This is a genomic window from Kaistia sp. MMO-174, assembly GCF_037147815.1.
GTDB lineage: Bacteria > Pseudomonadota > Alphaproteobacteria > Rhizobiales > Kaistiaceae > Kaistia > Kaistia nematophila.
The window spans coordinates 1,049,917-1,072,000 of record NZ_JBBCUO010000001.1 but is presented as its reverse complement, the minus strand read 5'-3'; the positions used below and the strand labels follow the sequence as shown (position 1 = coordinate 1,072,000).

Annotated in this window: 23 protein-coding genes; 11 read left to right on the top strand and 12 right to left on the bottom strand. The window is 67.1% G+C overall.

Annotated elements, in window-relative coordinates:
* Positions 1-48 precede the first annotated feature (48 nt).
* Positions 49-1,191, top strand: coding sequence for a serine hydrolase domain-containing protein (locus tag WFK98_RS04815; RefSeq protein ID WP_336799440.1), 1,143 nt, complete (start codon positions 49-51; stop codon positions 1,189-1,191).
* 65 nt (positions 1,192-1,256) lie between these two features.
* Here the strand turns inward: WFK98_RS04815 and WFK98_RS04810 are convergent, their stop codons facing one another.
* Positions 1,257-1,712: a PACE efflux transporter gene (locus WFK98_RS04810; protein ID WP_336799439.1), complete on the bottom strand. Its 456-nt coding sequence runs from the start codon at positions 1,710-1,712 to the stop codon at positions 1,257-1,259.
* 109 nt (positions 1,713-1,821) lie between these two features.
* On the opposite strand from WFK98_RS04810, the gene WFK98_RS04805 reads away from it, so the two are divergent.
* Complete coding sequence (locus tag WFK98_RS04805; protein ID WP_266341155.1) at positions 1,822-2,703, top strand: LysR family transcriptional regulator; 882 nt, start codon at positions 1,822-1,824, stop codon at positions 2,701-2,703.
* A 43-nt stretch (positions 2,704-2,746) separates the two neighbouring features.
* Here the strand turns inward: WFK98_RS04805 and WFK98_RS04800 are convergent, their stop codons facing one another.
* Together WFK98_RS04800 and WFK98_RS04795 are read right to left on the bottom strand one after the other, a co-directional pair.
* A complete protein-coding gene (locus WFK98_RS04800; RefSeq protein ID WP_266341154.1) occupies positions 2,747-3,235 on the bottom strand; it encodes an SRPBCC family protein in 489 nt (162 codons plus the stop codon).
* Positions 3,232-3,567 (bottom strand): ArsR/SmtB family transcription factor, encoded by a 336-nt coding sequence (locus WFK98_RS04795; RefSeq protein WP_266341153.1) that lies wholly within the window; start codon positions 3,565-3,567, stop codon positions 3,232-3,234. Before WFK98_RS04795 ends, WFK98_RS04800 begins: the two co-directional genes overlap by 4 nt.
* A gap of 199 nt (positions 3,568-3,766) precedes the next feature.
* Here WFK98_RS04795 and WFK98_RS04790 point away from each other — a divergent pair, with 199 nt between their 5' ends.
* From WFK98_RS04790 to WFK98_RS04780, 3 genes are all read left to right on the top strand, one after another.
* Complete coding sequence (locus WFK98_RS04790) at positions 3,767-4,207, top strand: hypothetical protein (RefSeq protein ID WP_266341152.1); 441 nt, start codon at positions 3,767-3,769, stop codon at positions 4,205-4,207.
* A gap of 176 nt (positions 4,208-4,383) precedes the next feature.
* Positions 4,384-5,088, top strand: coding sequence for a L,D-transpeptidase (locus tag WFK98_RS04785; protein WP_336799438.1), 705 nt, complete (start codon positions 4,384-4,386; stop codon positions 5,086-5,088).
* Positions 5,089-5,114: 26 nt separating this feature from the next.
* Positions 5,115-5,510, top strand: coding sequence for a GNAT family N-acetyltransferase (locus WFK98_RS04780; RefSeq protein ID WP_336799437.1), 396 nt, complete (start codon positions 5,115-5,117; stop codon positions 5,508-5,510).
* A 115-nt stretch (positions 5,511-5,625) separates the two neighbouring features.
* Here the strand turns inward: WFK98_RS04780 and WFK98_RS04775 are convergent, their stop codons facing one another.
* Positions 5,626-6,273, bottom strand: coding sequence for a DUF2161 domain-containing phosphodiesterase (locus tag WFK98_RS04775; protein ID WP_336799436.1), 648 nt, complete (start codon positions 6,271-6,273; stop codon positions 5,626-5,628).
* A 265-nt stretch (positions 6,274-6,538) separates the two neighbouring features.
* Here WFK98_RS04775 and WFK98_RS04770 point away from each other — a divergent pair, with 265 nt between their 5' ends.
* Positions 6,539-9,871: a hypothetical protein gene (locus WFK98_RS04770; protein WP_336799435.1), complete on the top strand. Its 3,333-nt coding sequence runs from the start codon at positions 6,539-6,541 to the stop codon at positions 9,869-9,871.
* Between the two features lie 126 nt (positions 9,872-9,997).
* On the opposite strand, the gene WFK98_RS04765 is transcribed toward WFK98_RS04770, so the two are convergent.
* On the bottom strand, positions 9,998-10,933 hold the full coding sequence (locus WFK98_RS04765) for a DMT family transporter (protein WP_336799602.1): 936 nt from the start codon (positions 10,931-10,933) through the stop codon (positions 9,998-10,000).
* Between the two features lie 182 nt (positions 10,934-11,115).
* On the opposite strand from WFK98_RS04765, the gene WFK98_RS04760 reads away from it, so the two are divergent.
* Positions 11,116-11,691 (top strand): DUF1214 domain-containing protein, encoded by a 576-nt coding sequence (locus WFK98_RS04760; protein WP_336799434.1) that lies wholly within the window; start codon positions 11,116-11,118, stop codon positions 11,689-11,691.
* Positions 11,688-12,305: a DUF1254 domain-containing protein gene (locus WFK98_RS04755; RefSeq protein WP_336799433.1), complete on the top strand. Its 618-nt coding sequence runs from the start codon at positions 11,688-11,690 to the stop codon at positions 12,303-12,305. Before WFK98_RS04760 ends, WFK98_RS04755 begins: the two co-directional genes overlap by 4 nt.
* Before the next feature lie 33 nt (positions 12,306-12,338).
* Here the strand turns inward: WFK98_RS04755 and WFK98_RS04750 are convergent, their stop codons facing one another.
* Entirely contained in the window at positions 12,339-12,521 is a 183-nt protein-coding gene (locus WFK98_RS04750; protein ID WP_266341143.1) for a hypothetical protein, read from the bottom strand.
* Between the two features lie 231 nt (positions 12,522-12,752).
* Here WFK98_RS04750 and WFK98_RS04745 point away from each other — a divergent pair, with 231 nt between their 5' ends.
* Complete coding sequence (locus tag WFK98_RS04745) at positions 12,753-14,258, top strand: DUF2336 domain-containing protein (protein WP_336799432.1); 1,506 nt, start codon at positions 12,753-12,755, stop codon at positions 14,256-14,258.
* 6 nt (positions 14,259-14,264) lie between these two features.
* Here WFK98_RS04745 and WFK98_RS04740 read toward each other — a convergent pair whose 3' ends face one another.
* From WFK98_RS04740 to WFK98_RS04725, 4 genes are all read right to left on the bottom strand, one after another.
* Positions 14,265-14,606 carry a DUF1491 family protein gene (locus tag WFK98_RS04740; protein WP_266341141.1) on the bottom strand — a complete coding sequence of 114 codons (342 nt, stop codon included), beginning with the start codon at positions 14,604-14,606 and terminating at the stop codon, positions 14,265-14,267.
* A 16-nt stretch (positions 14,607-14,622) separates the two neighbouring features.
* Entirely contained in the window at positions 14,623-15,516 is an 894-nt protein-coding gene (locus tag WFK98_RS04735; RefSeq protein WP_336799431.1) for a peptidoglycan-binding domain-containing protein, read from the bottom strand.
* Positions 15,509-17,284, bottom strand: coding sequence for a PAS domain-containing sensor histidine kinase (locus tag WFK98_RS04730; RefSeq protein ID WP_336799430.1), 1,776 nt, complete (start codon positions 17,282-17,284; stop codon positions 15,509-15,511). The genes WFK98_RS04735 and WFK98_RS04730 overlap by 8 nt, the downstream gene beginning before the upstream one ends.
* A 195-nt stretch (positions 17,285-17,479) precedes the next feature.
* Complete coding sequence (locus WFK98_RS04725) at positions 17,480-19,657, bottom strand: alginate lyase family protein (protein ID WP_336799429.1); 2,178 nt, start codon at positions 19,655-19,657, stop codon at positions 17,480-17,482.
* Between the two features lie 324 nt (positions 19,658-19,981).
* Here WFK98_RS04725 and WFK98_RS04720 point away from each other — a divergent pair, with 324 nt between their 5' ends.
* Together WFK98_RS04720 and WFK98_RS04715 are read left to right on the top strand one after the other, a co-directional pair.
* Positions 19,982-20,344: a DUF5330 domain-containing protein gene (locus WFK98_RS04720; protein ID WP_266341137.1), complete on the top strand. Its 363-nt coding sequence runs from the start codon at positions 19,982-19,984 to the stop codon at positions 20,342-20,344.
* Between the two features lie 47 nt (positions 20,345-20,391).
* Positions 20,392-20,844 (top strand): SufE family protein, encoded by a 453-nt coding sequence (locus tag WFK98_RS04715; RefSeq protein ID WP_336799428.1) that lies wholly within the window; start codon positions 20,392-20,394, stop codon positions 20,842-20,844.
* Here the strand turns inward: WFK98_RS04715 and WFK98_RS04710 are convergent, their stop codons facing one another.
* Positions 20,845-21,642: a DUF6456 domain-containing protein gene (locus WFK98_RS04710; protein ID WP_336799427.1), complete on the bottom strand. Its 798-nt coding sequence runs from the start codon at positions 21,640-21,642 to the stop codon at positions 20,845-20,847.
* Positions 21,642-21,935 (bottom strand): helix-turn-helix domain-containing protein, encoded by a 294-nt coding sequence (locus WFK98_RS04705; protein ID WP_266341134.1) that lies wholly within the window; start codon positions 21,933-21,935, stop codon positions 21,642-21,644. The genes WFK98_RS04710 and WFK98_RS04705 overlap by 1 nt, the downstream gene beginning before the upstream one ends.
* Positions 21,936-22,084: the final 149 nt, after the last annotated feature.

Here is a 22,084-nt window from a genome sequence, read left to right as displayed (position 1 = left end):
CCCGCTCCTGATTCATTCTGTCGGCCCACTTTCCGCCCGGAGTTCTTCATGGCCGCCGTCGACACCGCAACTTCCGCCGCCCAGGACAAGCGCGCCGCCCGGCTCGACGCCGTGATCGATGCAGCGATCCGCGACGGCGTTATCGTCGGCGCGGTCGTGCTGGTCGCCGAAGACGGCGAGCTCGTCTACCGCCGCACGGCCGGCCATGCGGACCGCGAGGCTGGACGCCGCACGACGGAAGACACGATCTTCCGCCTCGCCTCCGTCACCAAGCCGCTGGTCGCCGCCGCGACGCTCTCGCTCGCCGAGGCCGGCGTCCTTGGCCTGGATGATCCGGTGACGCGCTTCCTGCCCGATTTCCGGCCGAAGCTCGTCGATGGCAGCGAGACGGTCATCACCATCCGCCAGTTGCTCACCCACACCAGCGGCCTGATCTACGGCTACCCGAAGGAAGCCGGCATCTCCGAGGGGCTCGACCAGCCGGGCCGCGGCATGGACGAGAACCTCGCCAGGATCGCCGCCCAGCCGCTTGCCTTCGCGCCAGGCACGTCCTGGTTCTATTCGGTCGGCATCGACGTTCTGGGCGGCCTGCTCGAAAAGGCGACGGGCAAGGCCCTGCCCCAGATCGTCGCAGATCAAGTCACCGGGCCGCTCGGCCTCGCCGACACCGGCTTCCTGCCGAGCGCCCCCGCCCGGCTCTCCGTCGCCTATGCCGATGGCGATCCGCGGCCGATCGTGATGGCGGAATACCAGCCGGTCACCGGACTGGCGATCGAGGGCACGGTCAATTTCGCGCCGTTCCGCAATTTCGATCCGGGCTCGTTCCCCTCGGGCGGCGCCGGCATGTTCGGCACGGCGGGCGACATTCTCGCCTTCCTGGAGGCGATGCGCCGGGGCGGCGCGCCGATCCTTTCGGCGGAAAGCCTGGCGCTGCTGTCGCAGAACGCGATCGGCAAGTTCGACACCGGCGTTCCCGGCCGCGGCTTCAGCCTCGGCTGGTCGATCGCCTGGGATCCGGCCGCCAGCGCCTCGCCCTTCTCGCCGGGCACCTGGCAATGGGGCGGCGTCTACGGACACAACTGGTTCGTCGATCCGGTCCGCAAGCTCTCCGTGGTGTCGTTCTCGAACACGGCGTTCGCCGGCGTCAACGGCCCTTATCCAGACGCCATCCGCGCCGCCGTCTACGGCTGATTTTTTCGGCGCGCCGAACCCGCTTCACCTTCCCATGGGAAGAGGCGAAGGAAGCCAGCCTGCCCTCAGGCGGCCGCTTCCGCCTCGTTGCCGACGCGGCCTTTGGTCACCGCGTCGGGAAGGCCAAAGATCGCGTCGAACGCCCAGTTGAAGACGAACATGTAGATCGGGAAGAAGACGATCAGCGCCGTATCGAGGATCAGTGCCTGGAGAATCGTCATCTCCATCCACCACGCCATCAGCGGAATGAGGAACACCAGCAGCGTGACCTGGAAGCCGACCGCGTGCAGGATGCGGCGGCCGAGCGAGCGCGACCGCGCCGCGCGCCCCGCCTCCCAGCGCTCGAACAGGCTCGTATAGGCAAGGTTGACGGTGATCGCGAGCGCCGAGGTCATCACGGCGAGCGGGCCCGTGTGCGAGGGCGCCGTGCCGGAGAGATAGGCCAGGATGAGGGCGGATATGATGATCCCGCTGATCTCGAAGGACGAGATATAAACCACTCTGCGAAGAACACCCTGCACGACCAAACCTCTTGCAACCCGCCGGACCGCCGGCTCGAGGCGGTGCTTATAGGCGAACTCGCAGACAGGAAAAGTTGCCAGCTATCAGTTTGACTGATAGAAAGCGGTCATGCTCTTCTCCAGCGAGACGATCGCGCTCTTCCTCGCCGTCATCGACCACGGCTCGTTTTCGGCCGCCGCGCGGGCGCTCGGCCGCGTGCCCTCCGCCGTCAGCATGGGGATCGCCAATCTCGAGGCCGAACTCGGCTATGCGCTCTTCCTTCGCGAGGCGCGCCAGGTGCGCCCGACGGCGGCGGCGCTGGCGCTCGTGCCGCATGCCCGCGTCATCGCCGAGCAGCTCGAACAGCTGGCGGCGCATGCGACCGAACTCTCGGACGGGCTGGAGACGCGGCTCGCCATCGGCATCGCCGCCGACATCGACAATGCGCGACTGATGAAGGCCATCTCGGCCGTCTCGGCGCGCCATCCGCTGCTCGCGATCGAGATCACCACGGCACCGCAGGACGATGTCGTCGAGCGCCTGAAATCCGGCCGCGTCGACCTCTGCATCGCCTATGGCGGGCTCGAAACCAGCCAGAAGGAGGACTTTCATTTCATCGGCACCGAAACGCTGGTCGCCGTCGTCTCGACGCGGCACGGCTCGGAGCTGATCGACGTCGAGAGCCTCAAGCTCGACGACCTGTTCCACCACCGGCAGATCCTGATCGCCAGCACGGAGCACCCGATCACCGATTTCCGTCAGCTGATCGCCGGTTCCTACTGGCGCACCGACAGCCTCGCCACCGCCGTCAACATGGTGAAATCAGGACTCGGCTGGTCCAATCTGCCGCTCTCGGTGGCATCGCCGCTCGCCCGCGACGGCGACGTCCGCATCCTGCCCTTCTCGAATGTCGCGAACGGCCTGAAGCTGCCGCTGCATCTGCGCTGGATGCGCCACAACCCGCCCGGCATGGCGGGCCAGGAGCTGGTGGCGCTGCTGAAGGCGGGCTGACGGCCGCCGCTCAATCCCTTCCGGCGGCCGCTCGCCCCATCGCTCAGCGATCGAGCCAGGCGGCGAGCCCGTCCAGCGTCTGCAGGCCGTATTCGACCGCGCCGAAGCCGATGACCACCTTGCGCCGCTCGGGGCTCGGATGAAGCTGGCGGAGCGTCAGCACCGTCTTGCCGTCAGCCTGCTCGTCAAACGTCACCGTGGCGCGGAAGCGGTCGGGGTCGTCCGGCTCGGGCGTGCCGTAGTCGATCACGATCCGCTCGTTCGGCACGATCTCCAGGAAGCGCATCAGGTTCGGGAAACGCTGCTCGCGGCCCTCGAACACGCCCACCATGTCGAACCGCCAGAGCCCGCCTTCGCGGATATCGGCCTCGTGGCTCTCGATGCGAAGCCCGGCCGGGCCATACCATTCGGCCAGGGCCTTCGGGTCCATCCAGGCGGCGAACACCTTTTCGCGCGGATGGTTGAGCAGCTTCACCACGACGATCTCGCGATCGAGCGACCAGGTCCCGAACGGGTCAGCCATGTCTTTCATCGTTCCTCTCCCTTGCTGCCGAGGTAGGTTTCCAGGCGATCGAGCCGCTCGGCCCAGCGCCGGCGCTCCGCCTCCATCCAGTCCGCCGCCTCGTCGAAGCGCGCCGGCACCAGCCGGCACCAGCGGCTGCGGCCGCGCTTCTCGCTGACGATCAACCCGCAATCCTCCAGCACCTTCAGATGCTGGGCGAAGGAGGGCAGCGCCATGTCGAAGGGCTCCGCCAGGGCGCTGACTGCCGCCTCCCCCTCCACCAGCCGCGACACCACGGCGCGGCGGGTCGGGTCGCTCAGAGCATGAAAGGCGAGATCGAGGGGCGTCGAATGGTAAGGCATGTGCCTTAGTAATTCGAAATGGAGCGCCGGTCAAGAACACTGAGGCAGATGCCTTAGTATATGGCGAGCCTGCGTCACGGCGGGATTCGCGCGGCGCGCGTGGAACCAATCGCGCTCGAGACGGTTCAGTCGTGGAAGGCGGCGCCATGCCGGAATGCCCGGCCGCTGGGGAAGCGGCGACCTCGAGGAAACAACCATCATGATGATCTCGCCCAGAATTCGCGCCGCCGCGGTTGCCGTCATCGCGGCCGGGGCCGTCGGCCTTGCGAGCGCCGCCCATGCCGACAGCGGCACGATCCGCTTCTCCGTCTTCAAGGCGGCTTTCTTCGTCGGCGGCTCCGGCGGCGAAGGGACGCTGACCTTCAAGGGCCGCCGCTATCCGGTCTCGATCGCCGGCGTCTCGGGCGGCCTCGCCTTCGGCGCCTCGAAAACCTATTTCCAGGGCACGGTGCGCAACATCCGCCGCGCCAGCGACGTGACCGGCGCCTATGCGGCGGTGGGAGGCGGCGGTGCGGTCGGTCGCGGCGCGCAGATGATCGTCATGACGAACGAAAAGGGCGCCCGGCTCGAGCTCTCCGGCAGGCAGGTCGGTCTGCAGGTCAATGCGGATCTGAGCGGCCTCGCCATCACGGTGAAGTAGGCGCCCCGCCGCCGGCGGATCGGCGATCCGGAACCAAGCAGGCCGGGCGGCGGCAGCGGCCCGGCTCTGCGCGTTGCGCCTGCCGGCCGGGCCGACGCAGGATTGCCGCAGTTCGACGTGCACAATCCCGTGAGCCGGAGTATCATGCCGGCACGAAACACGGGGAATCCGAAATCATGATCACCGACGGTCGGAATGCCGATGCCCGAATGGCGCACGAGATGGCCCTGCTCGGGCGCGAGCCGGGGCTTGCCAGCCGCCGCGCGTTCCTGGTCGGCGCCGCCAGCCTCGGCGCGCTGGGGCTCGCCGGCTGCTCCACCGGCGGCATGAGCGCCGCCGAGGCGCGCCTCGCCTACGGGCCGGTGCCGACCGAGAAGTTCCCGATTCCCGCCACCGACATCAGCAGGCTCGACCCGAAATACTACCGCCGCACGGTACAGTACGCCTCGAAGGAGACGCCCGGCACCATCATCGTCGATCCCGCCAAGCACTATGTCTACCGCGTCGAGGGCGACGGCAAGGCGACCCGCTATGGCGCCAATGTCGGCCGCGACGGCTTCCGCTGGAGCGGCGACGCCTATGTCGGCCGCAAGGCCGAATGGGCGACCTGGACGCCGCCCAAGGAGATGATCGCGCGCCAGCCGGAAGCCGCGAAATATGCCGGCGGCATGCCCGGCGGCCTCGACAACCCGCTCGGCGCCCGCACGCTCTATCTCTACCAGGACGGCAAATACACGCTCTACACGATCTACGCCTCCAGCCATCCCGAATCGATCGGCAAGGGCGTCACCAGCGGCTGCGTCGGCCTTCTGAGCCAGGACATGATCGACCTCTACGACAAGACCCCCGTAGACACCAAGGTCGTTGTCCTGCCGGCCTAGGCCTGACGATCCGGGAGCGCGGCAGCATGGCGGAGGCGCGGGGCGGCATATCGATCCTGGCGTTCGAGCCGCGCCACGCGGCCGCCTTCGCCGCGCTCAACATCGCCTGGCTCGAACGCTTCTTCGCGATCGAGGACAAGGACCGCGAACAGCTCGACGACGCCAAGCCGCGCATCCTCGACAAGGGCGGCGCCATCCTGATCGCCGAGGACGAGACCGGCGCGGCGATCGGCTGCGTCGCGCTCGTCCCGCATGGCGACGCGGAAGTCGAGCTCGCCAAGATGGCGGTCGCCGAGAGCGCGCAGGGGCGCGGCGTCGGCCGCCAGCTGATGGATGCGGCGCTCGCGCTGGCGCGCGAGATGGGCTGCCGCTCGGTCTATCTCGAATCGAACCACGTGCTGGTCCCGGCGGTCACGCTCTAGGAGCGCAGCGGTTTTCGCCATCTCGCGCCGGAGGAACGGCCGGTCTCGCCCTATGCGCGCTGCGACGTCTACATGCGCCGCCGGCTGTAGCGGACGCGGCCGGCCCCGAAGATAGTCAGCCCGAAGGCGGCTGCACGGCGGCGCGGCCGAGCTCGCTCAGCCCGTAAATGCCCCGGCTCTCGCGCACGAACCAGCCATAGACATTGCCCTGCAGGATCCCCGGCGCGCGCGCCACATGCGCCTTCAGCTGCTTCGGGCTCTGCGGCCCCTCGAGCAGCGCCGTGGCGAGAAGGATGCAGTCCTGCCGGTAGGCGGTCATGATCGGTTTTCCACGACCGCCGCCGACCTGCGGATCGCCGACCCGGCGCCGATGCTCGGCAAGCAGCCGCGAGCGCCGCTTCGGGTCGCGGCGCGGCGTCGCCGCAAAGGGCTCCAGGATGACGTCGACGAGACCGGCGGCGGAAACGGCGATCAGCCCGAAGCCCAGGCGGCGGCAGAGATTGCGGAAGCGCGCATCATGCTCGCGCCCCTTGCCCTTGGAGGCGCGCGCCGCGAGCCAGACCTCGTCCGAGATCGCCGCCCGGTTGACGCCCTGCAGCACCAGTTCGAGGTTGAAGGAGAGCTTCATCTCGCAGACGAGGAGGACGGCCGGCTCACCCTCCCGGACGCCGACGAGATCGCAGCCATTGACCTCGCCCTTCACGTCATACCCGGCGTTTTCCAGGAACGCCTTCAGGGGGAGGTAGAGGTCGGTTTCGAGCATGGATGTTGTCTGGGTTCGGGTGTGTGCAGGGTGAGTTAGCTGAGTCCGGCGGGAGGCGCACTGCATCATTAACGATAGACTTGCCTACACTGCTCACAGCGTCACGTCGGGCATCCACCTACCTTGCACATAGTCGCCGGATGGGCTGGGTCGAAAAGCCGCTTGCCGGGACCGTCCGGGATAGGGTGGAAAGTAGCTGCTTTTGGCGGCCGAAGTCGCCAAACCAGAGTGATGCTTGCTGTCGAATCTTGTATGTTTTTGGACCATGACCGAACCGACAAAGACCGCACTCGAAAAAACACAGTATGCGCCGTCGCGTTACATGCGCGACCGCCACCCAGACTTGTTTTCCGACTCGGTATCGGAAGTAGAATACCAGGTGGAGCGGGAGATCCTATCCTACCACCTCGAGACGCTCACCAATCAGAAGGACGAGACCGCATTCGAAAATTTCGCGCAGCGCCTGTGCGAGAAATTCATCGCCCCGAATATGCGTCCTCAAACGGGTCCTGTCGGCGGTGGTGATGGCAAGACCGACGCAGAGACCTATCCTGTGTCCAGTGAGATTTCCGCGCGCTGGTTCGTGCCCGACAACGACAAGGCCGGCGAGCGTAAGGCCTTCGCTTTTAGCGCCAAGAAAGCCTGGCGCCCAAAAATCAAGTCGGACGTTGCGGCCATTGCTGGCACCCAGCGCGACTACGATCAGATCATCTGTGTGACAAACCAGTTCGTCCCCGCAAAAAAGTCGGCCGACCTTCAGGACGAGCTTTTCAAGGAGCACGGCATTCCAGTCACCATTCTAGATCGTACGTGGCTCCTTGACCGTGTCTTCAAACACGACAGCATGGTGATTGCCGTCGAGGAGCTTGGCGTTGGCAAGGGCACAGAGAAGCAATCAAAGAAGCTCGGCCCTAGCGATATCGCCCGTGCGTCAGAACTCGACGCCCTTGAGGCAAATCTCGCCGACGGGTCGCAGTATCAGGGGCAACCTGCAGCGTTGGTAGAAGATGCGCGACGTGCCGCACTTCTGGCTCGAGGATTAGAGCATACGCCAGCAGACGTAAACGGGCGCTTTGACCGCGCACTTCGTCTCGCTCGAGACAAGAATATCAAAAAGCTTGAACTCGCAATTTCCTACGAGTGGGCTTGGACCTCCCATTTCTGGCATGAGGATCACATCCGCACGTCTGAACTTTACGACGATGTCGAACGTCTCGCTCTGGATTCAGACGATGCGAATGACTTGGAGCGCCTGTGCAATCTGCTGCCCTTGATACGCATGAGCGTGCAGACCGGCTCGATGGACGCATCAAAAGGAAAGCTCAAGGCCCGAACCGCAGCACTCAAGACTGCACTGGAAAAAGTGATAGCCCAGACTAATCGTCCGAACAACGCCCTGCATGCTGAAGCCTTGTTGCTGATGATACGCGTCTCCGAAAAAAGCGTTGAGCATCGCGATGACCCGCTTAAGGACATCTGGGTCTCGTTCACGGACGTCATCAGAAGAGCCGAGGGCCTAGGCACGTTCCCTTTCGCGAGCATCGCAGATGCCCTCACCCAAATCGGTGAGTTCATTGCTGACAGCGACGAGTTCGACATGCTGTTCGAGACCATCACCGATGCTCTGGTGGCACGCAGCAGCGAAGGCGAGGCTGCAACGAAAAATGTCCAACGCGCATACCAGAAGCTAGCGAAGGGATTGCCTTACGACGCGATTCGATGGTTCGGCCGTGCTGTCGCTTTGCTCATTAAGGAGGAATATGAGGACGATTTGATCGAAGCTTTGATAGGCGCGGGCTTTGCCTTCGAAGAAGTTGGACTTCCTTGGGCCGCGAGGAATTACACCCTCGCCGCAGTCAGTCAGGAACTCTCGGTCTTCAAAAGATACGGCAGCATGGGTGCACTGCGCGCTTCCGTATTGTCCAGGTACTTTGATACCGAATTCAGACTCGGCCGCGTTCCACAAATACTAAGCGCGCACGAGCTAGAAATGATCGTGCGCAATGCGCAAGCGCGCACGGACGGGCAGCGCCGCCGTCTCGAAAAGGTGCAGGAGGCGCACATGATAAATATCGCTGCGCTGCTTCTGCGAACGCCCTTCGAAGAGTTGAGCGACATCGCTCAACTACCCGACGCGCTCGAACGGCTCGCATTGCCGATGGCGCGCACCGCTCTGCTCTTTCTGATGGGCAATGAAGACATCTTGAGGGCGGAAGGCTGGATTCCGGAACAGGAAACGTCCGAAAGCGCAGAGACATTCATGCGTGACCTGCGCAACTACGCCGTAAAAGCGGAGTATCCCCTCCCAGACTTCGCACTTGGTGAAACTGTCACGTTGTCATCCAACGTGCTAGGATGCCACATCGAGATGGTGTGCGCCAACAATCTTGTCTCCATGGGCATCGGTGAAGCCGTACTCGGATCGCTCGAAGCTTTGCTAGCGACGAGCCTCGATCATCGTATCTTACCTCAAGTAGACCATCTGCAGTTGCGGGTTGTACCTTTTGATGGCACCGCCCTAGCACCTGTTCTGCAGTTCACCGACGTTGATGGCGAACCTGTCGGTACGATCACACATCGCATGGTCATAGATCACAAGACCAATGAGGATGCACTGTCGTTTCCGCGTTGGATGAGGGACGCTGTCCTCGAAATATTTCTTCGCTTTGCTGCCCCTCAAGATGCGGAGTCATGGGGCAAGGCGCTATTTGAAGACGAACGCGCCCTAGATCGAGCACTGACGTTCTCGAACATTCCCATCATGCTCGATAACTTGCACGGTGATCGCGCGCTGCTTTCCCTCGCCGATTGGATCGACCCGGCCGACCCAACGTATGTGGTCAAGCGCACAGAAGCGTGGCCCACCGCGCCGCCTCCCGATCCCATTGAATCGTTCGGCAGCAAACAGCGCGGCGAAGGTCTTGCGCCCAAAGAAATGCGCGATAAGGCCAAAGAGAAGCATACGAAAACGCGCTGGATTTCTCCCATCGACATGCAAAAATGGGAGAAGGCGAAATGGAACGGGACCCTCTTCATGTGGTCCCCTCCCGGTCCCGGCGCGCCGCCTCCCATGCTAGGACTGGCTTATGAAAACCCTTCGGCCGCCATAGACATATTCAAGTCATGGCGTAAGCGGTACGGCGACAACGACGTCAAAGAGGATCTCAAAATTACGATCATTCGTGGCATTTCGGGCGAAAATCCTGCTGCCTATGCTGTGATAGTGAGCCAGAACCCCGATAATATTTCCATTTCTGAAGGACAAACTATCGGCTTCGTTTCACGCATTAATCGTATGTATCCGAAGACTACACAGAACCTGGATCTCTTTCTCGATGATTATGCGCGTCACGGTCAGTACTTTCTGCTTCCTGCTCACCTGCCACACGAGCATGCGCAGCCGAAACCCATTTTCGATCTGCAAATCGGAAAGCACAATCTAACAGTAATTGACGCTTGGGAGATTGGCACCAACGACATGGCCGCCTCAGCTTTGCTTTTGGATGAGCCGCCCTTCATTCCAGCGGACCGGCCGAACGCACCTGTTATCAAGACGCTGGAATGGCTGAAATCCTTGGACATGGGTGGTTTGTCATGAACAGACGGTGTCTTAATTTGGCAGAGGATCGGCCGTAGCGGCTTGGCATAGCCGATAGGCTGGCCGCCTTATGGGACATGGAGAGGACCTTCCGGTTTCCGACATTGGTCGCAAAGCGGTACGTACTTACGCCTCCACCATCCGCTTCCCCCTCACCCACCGCCAAGCCCTGCCATCGAACGCCAGCAGCCCCACGCCGATCAGCGCCATGCCGGCGAGGTGCTTAGGCGCCAGGGTTTCGCCGAGCACCAGCGTGCCGAGCAGGATCGCCGAGACCGGGACCAGCAGCGTCACCAGCGAGGTGTTGGTCGCGCCGGCGCGGGCCAGCAGGCGGAAGAAGATGAGATAGCCGAGCGCGGTCGAGAGCGCCGCGAGCCCAAGAATCGCGCCCCAGACCGGCCAGCCGGGCATGGCGAGCTGCCAGGGACGGTCGAACAGGAGCGCCAGCGGCACCATCATCGTCGTCGCGGCGATCATCTGGCCCGTCGCCGCCGTCATCGGCGCGACGCCGAGGCGCGGCAGATGACGGCCGAGCGCGCCGGAAAAGCCGTAACTGAGGGTCGCCAGCAGGATCGCGAACTCGCCGAGCCCGTGCGACCCGAAATTCCAGAAGACCCGCGGGCCGATCAGCACCGCGACGCCGACGACGCCGATCGCGATGCCGGTGAGTTTTGCGGCCGTCAGCTTCTCGTCACGGGTGAGGAAGTTGACGACCAGCGCGGTCCAGAACGGCGTGGTGGCGTTCAGCACCGCGGCGAGCCCGCTCGGCACCTGGGTCTGGCCCCAGACGATCAGCGAGAACGGGATGACGTTGTTGATCAGCCCCATGCCGAACAGCACGCGCCAGACCCGCCAGCCGGCCGGAAGCGCCCTCCCCGTCATCCGGATCAGCGCGATCAGGATCAGCGCCGCGATGCCGACGCGCAGCGACACGACCGTGAAGGGCGGCAGCGCGTGGCCCGCGACCGAATTGAAGAAGAACGAGCCACCCCAGAGCGCCGAGAGGGTGGCCAGCAGCGCCCAGTCGCCGCGCGTCATCGTCTGGCGGATCGCCGTCGTCATCATCGCCTCGCTGGATTCCTTCGTGCCCCGCCTGCTCTGCCCGCCTTCGGCGCGGCCGGCAACCCGCTTGTTGCGGCGGAAGGGCGCGGGGCGGCGCGCGGGCGCGGCGGAACGCATCAACCCTGCTATCGCCGGCCGTCCGCCCGCGCTATCTTCGCGGCGCTCCGACCTGAGGCCCGTGCTTGCGACTTCTGATCAACCTCGCCATCGCCATCGCCATTGCCGTGATCGTCGGATTCGGCTCGGCCGCGCTCGTGCTCGACCGCGAGAGGCTTTTCGGCGCGGTGACGCGCGGGGCGTGGACGGCGTGGCCGGATACCGGCAGCGCCGACGCCGATCCCTATACCGCCGCCATGCTGGCGCGCACCGGCGAGGTGCCGCTCGGCGCCGGCGAGGGCCTCGCCTTCTCGGCCGATGCCGATGGCGCCGGGGCGCGGCTTACCGGCGGCTGCACCTATCGCATCACCGGCCAGACGCCGCCGGCGCGGCTCTGGACGCTCACCGTCTATGATGCCGACGGCCACCTGATGGACAATCCCGCCCGCCGCACCGCCTTCCATTCGCGCGAGGCGCTGCGGCACGAGGACGGCAGCTTCACCATCTCCGTGTCGCGCGCGGCGCAGCCCGGCAACTGGCTGCCGGTGACGACGACGGAGGGGATCCGGCTGATCCTGCGCCTCTACGACACGCCGCTCGCCGGCGGCGCGCGCGTCGGCGCCGTCGTCATGCCCGAGATCGAGAAGGCGGGCTGCCCATGACGCGCTTCGCCCGGCGGAACTGGATCCGCACGCTGCTCTATGTCCTCGGCGGGCTGCTGCTCGGCGGCATCATCCACATCGCCGTCATCCTGCTCCTGCCGGATTTCGCCAATCGCGACGCCTGGACGTCGCTCGGCCGGTTCGGGCCGGACGGCGCCTTCCATCTTCTGCCGATGTCGGAGCCGGGCACCGAGCCGCTGCCCTATCTCGACCCGCAGATGGCCTATGCCGCCTGCCGCTTCTCGCTGGAGGACGGGCCGGTCCGCATCAAGGCGGCGATGCCGGAGGATTTCTGGTCGATCGCGGTGTTCAACCGGCGCGGCAGCAATGTCTACAGCCTGAACGACCGCTCGGCCGAGCGCGCCGACATCGACCTGGTGATCGCGACGCCGGTGCAGATGGCGCAATTGCGCGAGAACCCGATCGCCGCCCTCGACCAGTCGATCGTCATCGAGGTTCCGATCACGCGGGGCTTCGCGCTGATCCGCAGCTTCGTCGCCGATCCGACGCTGGTCGGCCGCGCCGAGGCGCTGCTCGGCGCCGCCAGCTGCTCGGCGGAACTGCCCTCGGCCGATGCGCCGTCCGCCGCCGATCCCGGCGACGAGAAGCAGTGAGCCCGGACCCACTCGGCTCGACTCGGCGCTGCCCTAACCGCCCCGACCGGGCTTCGGCTGCGGCGCAGCCACGGGTTGCGCCGGCTGCGGCCGCTCCGGGCGCTGGCGATCGATCCGCACGCCCGAGAAGATGATGATCTCGCATGTCCCCTGCTTCGGCAGGCCGGAGCGGACCCGTCTGCGCCGGTCGCCCGAATAGCTCAGGATGGTGCCCATGTGACCTCCTTGGAGGTCCGTCCGGCTGCATCGACGCCCCGATAGCCTGGCGGACGCTCGCATCAACAATAGCACCATTTACCAACCGGCAAGGTTAACGGATCGCTAACAACTTTCCGGCATGATGGATTCGGGCTTGGCGATCGGGGCTACCAACGGGGATTGCGATCGCGTCGACTGCTCTTCAGGTAACGCGTCATCATGCAACCCTCGCATTTTTCGGATGGTCTCATGGCCATGGCCGTGTCGAGTCAGCAAAGTCGCGACGCCGCGCTGCTTCGCGCAACCACCGAGCTGTTCGTGCTCGACAAGACGCACGACCAGGCCGGCATTCGCCGCTTCGAGGAACTGGCGGCGCATTTCCTCGCCAAGGTTTCGGTTGCCGACCGCGCCTTCGTCGCCGAGCGGCTGGCGCGCCACCCGGATACGCCCGGATCGATTTTGCGCATGCTCGGCAAGGACTTGGTCGAGATCGCCTCGCCGATCCTGCGCCATGCGCCGGCGCTAAACCCATTCGATCTCCTCGCCATCATGGCCGCTACCGGCCCGGCGCACTGGCGGATGATGGCCTCGCGCGAGGGCCTCGCGCCGGCGATCGCAGCCGCGCTGCGGATGACCGGCGACGCCGAAACGATCGCCCTGCTGCCGGCCGAAACCAGCCCGATGCCGGAGTTGCCGGCCGCCGCTGCCGGCGCGCCAACAGTCGCGGAGACAGGGCCGGTCACGACGTCCGAGTCCGAGATCTCAGATCCGCCAGAAATCCTGCCGGAACTCGTCGCCGAAGCGACGGTCGCAGCCCCGGAGCCGACGGAATCGGCTCCCGAGCCGGCGAATCACCTCGCCGCGCCTGAGATCTCAGCCCCCCTTTCGGCGTTGGTCGCGGCGCGCGTCCTCACCGCCAGCCTGAGCGCCGAGATGAGCGCGCTCGCCAGCGACGCGCCGCCCGCCCCGGCCTCCGCGCGCAAACCTTTCGAGCCGCAACCCCGCCCGGCAGCCGTCGCGCCGACGCCGGAAGCGACGGCCGCCGCCCCGGTCGCGGCCACCTCCGAGGCCACGCCGCCTCCCGCCGAAGTTGCGCTGCCGGCCGTGCCGGCCGAAGCGCCGGCCGCCACGATGCCGGAAGCCGCGCTCCCGGTCACGGACGAAGCGCCCCCGATTGTCGAACCGGCCGTATCCGACGACCCCGTCGCCGCCTTCCTCCGCCTCGACCGCGAGGGCCGGCTGGCGCGGATCGGTTCGCTGCCGCCCGCGCCGCTGTCGAAGCCGAAGTTTTCCTCGATCCAGATCGACCAGGCCTTCCGCGCCGCACTGAGCCGGGCCCGCCTGCCGATGCTGGCGCGCCAGCACCAGCGCGAGCAGTTGATCGCAGCGCTGGCCGAGGGGCTCCGCCTCGACATCGAACAGGTGACGGCCCTGCTGGACGATCGTTCCGGCGAGGCCCTGATCGTGCTGCTGAAGGCGATCGGCCTTTCCGACAGCGAGGCGCAGCAGGTGATGCTGTTCGCCAATCCGCTGATGCGCGAGGCGGTCGAGGCCTTCTTCCGGCTCTCGGAACTGCTCGCCGGCATCGCACAGCCCGGCGCGAGCCGACTGGTCGGCGAATGGCGCGGCGACGCCGAGCCCGAAGCCGCGCATCAGCCGCATTTCGCCAACGCGCCACGCAGGGATACGCGCCCGGCCGCCCTCGATCAGCCGATCCTTGGCGAACCGGCTCTCCGGACCGAGAAATTCGCCTGAGGCCGATCAGCCCGCCGCAATATCGAGGAAGGACCGCCCCTGGCGATCCTCGGTCTCGACCAGCCAGATATCCGGGTCGAAGCGGGTTTCCGAGGCAATCCGCTGCTGCAGTTCGAGCCGGTCGATCCGTTCGCCGATGCGGGTGAAGAGCCGGTCGGTAGGCCTGCTGTCATCGAAAACCGTCTGTGGCGCCGGGCCATAGAGGTCGACCGTTCCGTCCAGCCAGTCGATCGCGACGAAGATGGCGCCTGCCTCCTCGGCGCCACGCCGGACGACGGCGGCGAATGCGCCCTCGGCGAAGACACGGCGGATATAGGCCGCGACCCAAAAGCCGGATGTTACGCGCATGGGGGGATCGACGCTCTCAAAGCGTGTCCATCGCGCCGATCAGCACCAGCTTGGCGATGACGGCGTCACCAGCCGCGCCGGTCATGGGCAGGCCGTTATCGCGTTCGAAACGGCGGATGGCGCTGGCGGTCTTGCCGCCGCCGCGGCCATCGGTCTCGATCGGACCATAGCCGATCTGGTTCAGCGCCTGCTGGACGCGCTTCATGCGGGCGCGGCCGGCGGGATCCGTGATCGAACCGGTGGAGACCGGATCGGCGATCTCGGCGGCGCGCGGCCGCCCCCTGCGCATCTCGCTGAGCAGGCGCGGGCTCGGCTGCCCCGTCGGGATCAGGCCGATCCGCTTCTCGAAGGCCGAAATCGCCGCCTTGGTCTGCGGTCCCAGAACGCCATCGACGGAGCCATCATAGAAGCCGACATCGAGGAGCGCGCGCTGCGTATCGGCGACGAGATTGCCGACTAGAGAGGCATGGCCCTGCGCAGCTGTGGCGGCCGGCTGCTGCGGTGCGGTGGATGCAGCCGTCGCCGGGGCCTTTGCCGGCGCAGGCGGCGGCGCCGGTTGTGACGCCTGCGTGGCGGCGACACGGCTCTTCGGCAGCGGCATGGAGACCGTCTCGGCAACGGGCGGCGCGGTCGCCGCCGGAGCCGACGCAGCGGCTGCTGCAGGAGCCGGGCTTTCGGCGACGCTGCGGGTCACGAAGAGCGGGTCGGGATGATGCCTGGTCTGCAGGAAAGCGGCGTTGGAGACAATCGAGGTCACGGCGATGGCGATCAGCGCGAAGCCGCCGGCCCGGCCGGGGTTCTCGATGATCTTGTCCGCCAGCCGGCCGATCAGGCTCTCGCTCTCCGGAGCCGGACGGCGCGACCGGTTCGACGGGCGTTTCCGCCTTGCTGGAGCCTCCCGCTCACGCACGCCGACGCTCCCTCTCCTCGAAGACCGTCCCAGCCGGGCGGATGAAGGGGGCCGCCGCATGGCGCGCGGGGCGGATGGGAAGGCGCACGATGGCGCGCGTGCCGCGACCCGTTTCGCTCTCTAGCGCGAAGGTGCCGCCCTGCAGCGCCACCAGGCCCTTGACGACGGAAACGCCGAGCCCGGTGCCCTCGCCGCGACGTTCGGCACAGGCGTCGGCCTGGACGAAGGGCGTACCGATGCGCGGCAGGTCGTTGGCGGCGATGCCGATCCCTGTATCGCGCACCTCGATCACGAGTTCACCCTGCTCCAGCGTGGCGGAAACCGTGACCGTGCCGCCAGCTTCGGTGAACTTCGCGGCGTTGGAAAGCAGGTTGAGCAGGATCTGCCGGCAGGCGCGCCGGTCGGCGACGATCTCGGGCAGGTCGCGATCGATGCGGCGGACGAGCTTGACGCCGCGACCGGCGATCTGCTGCGCCATCATATCGAGCGCGCCGTCGATCACCGGCACGACCGGAAACGGCGCCGCCACGACATCGAACTTGCCCGCCTCGATCTTCGACATGTCCAGCACGCTGTTGACCACCTGCAGCAGGTGCTCGCCGGTGGAATGGATCAGCCGGATATAGTCGCGGTGGCGCGCCATTTCGAACTTGCCGAACAGTTCGCGCTGCAGGATCTCCGAGAAGCCGATGATGGCGTTGAGCGGCGTGCGCAGCTCATGGCTCATATGGGCGAGGAACTGCACCTTGGACTGGTTGGCCTGGTCGGCGGAGGACTGCGCCTCGGCGAAGGCGTCGCGCTGGCTGCGGCTGGCGGTGACGTCGCGCAGGACGGCGACCACCGAGCGCGTGCCCTGCGCCGCATCGAGCGCCGGACGGCAGCGCATCTCGGCCCAGACGAAGCCGGCGGCATCGTCGCCGGCGGTCCGGCGCAGGCGGAACTCGACCTGTCGCGGCTCGCCGGTGCGATCGACCTCGGACAGCGCATGCAGATAGCTCGGCCGGTCGGCGACGTGGACGCGATCGAACAGGCCGTGGCCGATCAGCTCGGCCGGCGAGCAGCCGAGCATGGCGCGCGCGGCAGGCGAGGCGAACTCGACGGCGCCGGAGCCATTGTGGCGGGTGATGAGCTCGGCCGTGTTGTCGGCGAGGATGCGATAGCGCGCCTCGCCGTCGCGGGCGGCGCCCTCGGCGACGCGCTGGACCAGCTCGATGCGCAGCGCCAGGCCGGCGCCATAAAGGATCGCGGCCGCGACCAGGATCGGCGCGAAGGAGACGGGCCCGGCCATCGGCGCGGGGAGCAGGCCGGCCAGCGCCACGAGCGCCAGCCCGGCAAGCGCGCAGACGGAAATCGTGATCGACGCCAGCGTGATCCGGCGCGAACCGGAAAGCGCCGCCTCGGCCGGCACGATCGCCAGCAGCACGAGCGCCGGCGAGCCGAGGCCGCCGGTCAGCATGCCGGCCCAGACGACGAGCCCGGCCAGCGCCACGGCGGAAAGAAGATGAGCCTCGCCATAGCGGCCCGTGCGCGACAGGAAGCCGGCGATCGGCAGCGGCGCGGCCAGCCAGCCGAAGGCAACGGCCGAGGCGAAGGACGGACGGCCGGCCAACGCCAGCCAGATCGGAAACAGCATGAGGACGCCGAGGCCGACGGCCAGATGCGCCGCGATGAACGCGCGATGGCGCGCGGCGAGCAGCGGCTCGTCAGCGACCGAGCTATGGACCAACCCGTCGATGATTCGCCGCAAGGGCTCGAATGAAACCGTCATACACAACACACCAATGACGCTCGTTCCGGCCTTCCGGCCCGCCGGCGCAGGGCCCGACAAGGGCCATCCCGGCAATGTCGGGATCATGGCAGACCCCGCTTAAGGGAACCCTAAGGATAAGCGCCGGACGACGCGATCCGCCGGCCTTAGCAGGGATCCCTGCCACCCGGACGGAGCTGGCCGGCAGGCAGAGATCTAGCGCTGCAGCGGCCAGAACGGCGCCATTCCGAGCATGGGATCCAGGCTGAAAGGCGGCTGCGGCGCGGGGCCCGCCTGCTCCGGCTCGTACTTGGCGCTGTAGGCCGCGCGCAGCGGCTCGACCGCCAGTCGCTCGGCCTCGACGGGGAGGCCCTTCGGCCAGTCCCGCGCGTCGCACCGGTCGATCAGCCAGCGGAGCGCCTTCCGGAGCGAGCGGCCGTCCGCGGCCTCGTAGTTCCAAAGATCGTCGCCGACGCTCTCCGCCAGCCGTGCGATCGCAATCCAGCCGACGAGATTGAGATAGCTGTAGTGGCGGGGGCGCGACCGGGCGAGTTCACGCGGCTGCGACCCGTCCGGCGCGAACTGATGCGGCAGTCGCTCCCGCACACGCCGGAGCGCGGCATTCAGGGCATCGATATCGCCGAGGAAGATGGCGATCGCTGCAATCTGGAGATCGTAGAACGTGCCATGATTGTTGAGCCGGCGGCTGGCATGGCGGCCCTGCGGACTATCCAGCAGCCAGTCGGCGTAGGAGCGGAGCCAGTGGCGGAAGGCGAGGCCGTCTCCGGGAGAGAGCGCCCCGCCCCGCTCCATCAGTCGCACGGCATCGAGAAGCCGGGGCAGGCCGCTGAAATCGAGGATGCCGTAGCCGGTGCTGTCATGGCTGTCATGGCCGTGCACGAACTGCGCGAAGCGCAGATGCGGCGTCATGCGCGTGCGCGGATCTATGAACCAGGTCCGGACCAGGCCGGCGGCGTGATCGAGATATCGCCCGTCGCCGAGCGCCGCCCAGCCGAGGGCCAGCACGATCGAATCATCGAAAAGCTGCTGGACCCGCATCCGGTCGAAGCGCTCGGGCGCGAAGCCCGGCAGGCCGGAGCGAAAGACGTCGTCGCCATCCCGGTTCACATAGGGCAGGCCGTCCGGCGAGGCGGGATCCGGCCACCAATAGCGCGCCAGGCTGAAATAGTCGCGGGCGCCTGCGCCCGGCGCGGGCGCCGGCTTGTCGGCGACGGAACCGGGGCCGCGCGACAGGGCAGCGTCGGCATCCGCCTTCAGCGCCGAGCGCAGCGTGGCGGACGCTTCCGACGCCAATTCGCCGATCTTTGCCTCGTCGTAGAGGCAGAGGCGCTCGGGTTGGACCCGGCTCGCCATGACCTGCCGGTCGAGCCAATCCAGCGCTGCTACGATGGCATCGGCCCGGGCGAGGGCGCGCACGGTCCCCTGCCCGCTCCGCTCCAGGTGCGGCTTGCCGGATTCGAGCCGCCCAACCCATCCGGCAAGGGCGAATCTCCCCGCTTCCGCCGAGCGCGGCGCCATCGGCGCCTCCCACGTATCGGCGAGCCAGCGATCCCAGGGGCCCGGGACGCCAAGGCGCATGAGCAGGTCCACCTTGGGCCGGGTGCCATAGGGGCGCGCCTCGTCGAACACCTCGACCGCGTCGTTCCGGAAGATCAGCTGCGGCTCGTCCTCGGCCGGCCGTTCCATCTGCCCCCGCAGCAGGAGCTCGTTGCTGGAAACCCGCAGCATCGGCACGACGAAATATTTGAGATCGGGCTGCTCCAGGACGGCGCGGCGGATCTCGCGCCAGCCGCTCTCGGTCAGGAAGCAGTTGCCGTCCCAGGGAAGCACCCATCTGGCCAGGCCGCGCCCCTCGCGAAGCGCGAGGTTGCGGCCGCCATTGTTGTTCATGACATAAATGTTCTTCAGCCGCCGCGCATGCACCTCGGCACGCGCCCGCGCCTCCGGGCCCAACGCCTCGTAGGACTTGCTCAGGAAAAAGCCCGGCTCCGCGAAGCCGTCTTCCGCCCAGCCTATGCCGGCATATTCCCCGATATCGAAGGGAATGCGCGTATAGGCCTGGCCGCTGCGCTCGAGCAGGTCGATGATCAGCGCTTCCTCGGCCGGATCGATGATCCGGTTGACGATCCAGCGCTTCCGACAGTCTTCGAGCTCCGGCTCGTGGGCAAGGATCAGCGCGAGATTCGTACGCGTCTGCCCCTTGCGGTGGCGGGGGAAGAGATCGTTGCCGAGGATGCGATAGAGCACGAAATCGTCAGGCCCGTCATGCTGGGCGGCAGGCGGCGGCGCCGATGCGGCGACGGCCGGCATCGAGGCGGCGGCGACAGGCAAAGCGGCGCTCTCCCGCTGTTTGGCGCGCCCGAGCTTCGCCAACAGACGCTTCGGCCGCCAGCGCCGGATTTCGCGCTCGAGCCGGTATATCGGCCGTGTCAGACGCCAGGCCCAACTCGACGACATGGCCTCGATTTCTGCTTGGCTCGGCCTTTTCAACGCGCTCCCCCGGTCAACCGGCGGAGGGTATCGCAAGCGCCGGGGCAAGGGAACGCGGCCCTTCATGGTTACCCACGCATGAACCGGTTCGCTAGAATTTGCCCAACCGCCTGAACGCCACTTTCAGTTGCGCCGCCTAGGATCGACATCGTCACGACGAAACGATCGTGGCGCGGCGATGGGTTCGGAAGGCGGAAGGGCAGATCGATGTTTATCCTCCGGGCGGCTTTCTGGTTTTCGGTCGTGGTCCTGCTGATTCCCGGCGACCCGAGCCACGGCGTGCAGGCCCCGCGCGTCAGCGCGATCGACGCGGTTCTCGCCGCCCGCGGCGCCGTCGCAGACCTCTCCGGCATGTGCGAGCGCCAGCCGGAGGTCTGCAGCCATGGCGGCGCCGCGCTGGCCGCCTTCGGCGCCAAGGCGCGCTATGGCGCGCAGTTCCTCTACAGCGCCATCGACGGGACGCTCGGCGGCCCGGCCCCGGTGCTCCCTGGCGTCGGCGCGACGGGCGGCACGCTGACGCCGGCCGACATGGAGCCGAACTGGCGCGCGCCGCATCCGCGCAAGGCCTGACAATCTTTTCGGCGCCGGCCGTTTCATCCCGCTGCGCGAAACGCTATATGCGGGATGCCATGAACATCACCGCCACGCTCTCGCCCATCGACCGGATTCTCGACGATTTCGCCTTTCTCGACGATTGGGACGATCGCTATCGCTATCTGATCGAGCTCGGCCGCGCCCTCGAACCGCTGCCGCCGGAAGCGCATAACGAGGCCAACCGCGTGCATGGCTGCGCCAGCCAGGTCTGGCTGCAGAAGGACGTGCGCCAGGAAGCAGACGGCCCGCATCTCGACTTCAAGGGCGACAGCGACGCTCTGATCGTGCGCGGCTTGGTCGCCATCGTCATCGCGCTGTTCTCGGGCCGCCCGGCGGCGGAAATCGTCGAGACCGACGCCGAGGCGGTGTTCGAGAAGATCGGCCTGCGCGAGCACCTGACGGCGCAGCGCTCGAACGGCCTGCGCTCCATGGTCAACCGCATCAAGACGGAAGCGGCGGCCGAAGCCGCCGCCTGATCAGCCCGCCTTCGGCTTGAAGTCCTCCGAGCCCCAGTGACGGATGCCGCCGCCAGATGCGCGCCCCTGCGCGCTCGCGGCAAGCCCATAGTGCCTCGCCAGCGCCGAAAGCGCCAGTTGCAGCACCAGCTTGGCGGAGCGCTTCGGCCAGTCTCTTTCGCGCTCGATCTCCTCGATCCGCTTCAGGAAGCAACAGAAATCGACGAGGATGCCGGCGAATTCCGGCCCGGTCGCCGCTAGAGCGCGCTCCACCCGCAATCGCGCCGAAAGCGCCGTCTCCGTCAGGTCGGCCATGCCGCCGGGGCCGCCGCGCCGGCCGCTCGCCACCGCCGCCGACCAATTCGACGTCACGCGCGGCATCAATTGCCCGCGCGTGAAATCCGCCCGCAGCCGCTCGCCGGCGCTGAATGCCGCGTCATCGATCAACGGCCTGCCGTCTCGCCCCTTGCGGCTCCGCAACCAGGCGAGCGGGCTCTCGCCGGCGTCGACGAGCACGGTGTTGCGCGCGCCGTCCTCCTCGAGCGTCCGCCGTTCGCGGCTCTGGTGCTGGCCGGCGAAATCCTCGCCGCCGGCAAGCAGCCGCCGCACCATCGCCCTGCCCGCCGCCGACAGGATATAGCCGGCGCCATCGGCCTCAAGCGCGCCATCGGCGAGCAGCGCCCTGACGCTCGTCGCCTCGACAGCGCCCCGTCGGGCCGTCAGCGGCGAGACAAGGCCGTATCCGTCCGCATCCGGCTCCAGCCTCGCGCCGGCAGTGGCGAGACGACGGGCGAGACGCGCCGCTTCGCGCCTCGCCATCATGCCCTCCCCGCTTGAAAGGTGGCGCGGCAGGCGGCTCGCTCCAGCCTGTCGACGAACTGGTCGATCCGCTCGCTCTCGCGCTGCTCCTCGACGCGACGGCAGGCATGCGCCGCCGTCGTGCGGTCGCGACCGAACAACCGTCCGGCCTCGGTGTAGCTGAGGCCGAGCGCGATATGGGCGATGTAAACAGCAACCTGGCGGGCATGCGCCTCCCGGGCCGTGCCCCGTCCGGCGCCGCACAGCCTCTCGCCATCGACGGCGAGCGCGGAGCCGACAAGGGACACCAGCATCCGCCGCGTGCCTTCCTCGCGGGTGCGCCGCTGCTGGATTTCACGATTTTCAGCCGCTGGGGCCGCTCTTCCCACCATCGGAACCTCCCGTAACGCAATATAGGATTTTAATCCTAGACCACGATAGTCCTATCCGCGAAGGGCGGGGA

Bases quoted from the DNA above. Each gene is read 5' to 3' on its own strand.
- WFK98_RS04710 (WP_336799427.1), bottom strand. From the start codon at position 21,642: ATGGCGAGGCGCGAAGCGGCGCGTCTCGCCCGTCGTCTCGCCACTGCC.
- WFK98_RS04815 (WP_336799440.1), top strand. From the start codon at position 49: ATGGCCGCCGTCGACACCGCAACTTCCGCCGCCCAGGACAAGCGCGCC.
- WFK98_RS04790 (WP_266341152.1), top strand. From the start codon at position 3,767: ATGATGATCTCGCCCAGAATTCGCGCCGCCGCGGTTGCCGTCATCGCG.
- WFK98_RS04720 (WP_266341137.1), top strand. From the start codon at position 19,982: ATGTTTATCCTCCGGGCGGCTTTCTGGTTTTCGGTCGTGGTCCTGCTG.
- WFK98_RS04775 (WP_336799436.1), bottom strand. From the start codon at position 6,273: ATGCTCGAAACCGACCTCTACCTCCCCCTGAAGGCGTTCCTGGAAAAC.
- WFK98_RS04740 (WP_266341141.1), bottom strand. From the start codon at position 14,606: ATGCGCGTAACATCCGGCTTTTGGGTCGCGGCCTATATCCGCCGTGTC.
- WFK98_RS04755 (WP_336799433.1), top strand. From the start codon at position 11,688: ATGACGCGCTTCGCCCGGCGGAACTGGATCCGCACGCTGCTCTATGTC.
- WFK98_RS04730 (WP_336799430.1), bottom strand. From the start codon at position 17,284: ATGACGGTTTCATTCGAGCCCTTGCGGCGAATCATCGACGGGTTGGTC.
- WFK98_RS04780 (WP_336799437.1), top strand. From the start codon at position 5,115: ATGGCGGAGGCGCGGGGCGGCATATCGATCCTGGCGTTCGAGCCGCGC.
- WFK98_RS04800 (WP_266341154.1), bottom strand. From the start codon at position 3,235: ATGAAAGACATGGCTGACCCGTTCGGGACCTGGTCGCTCGATCGCGAG.
- WFK98_RS04715 (WP_336799428.1), top strand. From the start codon at position 20,392: ATGCGGGATGCCATGAACATCACCGCCACGCTCTCGCCCATCGACCGG.
- WFK98_RS04795 (WP_266341153.1), bottom strand. From the start codon at position 3,567: ATGCCTTACCATTCGACGCCCCTCGATCTCGCCTTTCATGCTCTGAGC.
- WFK98_RS04745 (WP_336799432.1), top strand. From the start codon at position 12,753: ATGGCCATGGCCGTGTCGAGTCAGCAAAGTCGCGACGCCGCGCTGCTT.
- WFK98_RS04705 (WP_266341134.1), bottom strand. From the start codon at position 21,935: ATGCTGGTGTCCCTTGTCGGCTCCGCGCTCGCCGTCGATGGCGAGAGG.
- WFK98_RS04750 (WP_266341143.1), bottom strand. From the start codon at position 12,521: ATGGGCACCATCCTGAGCTATTCGGGCGACCGGCGCAGACGGGTCCGC.
- WFK98_RS04805 (WP_266341155.1), top strand. From the start codon at position 1,822: ATGCTCTTCTCCAGCGAGACGATCGCGCTCTTCCTCGCCGTCATCGAC.
- WFK98_RS04770 (WP_336799435.1), top strand. From the start codon at position 6,539: ATGACCGAACCGACAAAGACCGCACTCGAAAAAACACAGTATGCGCCG.
- WFK98_RS04765 (WP_336799602.1), bottom strand. From the start codon at position 10,933: ATGACGACGGCGATCCGCCAGACGATGACGCGCGGCGACTGGGCGCTG.
- WFK98_RS04785 (WP_336799438.1), top strand. From the start codon at position 4,384: ATGATCACCGACGGTCGGAATGCCGATGCCCGAATGGCGCACGAGATG.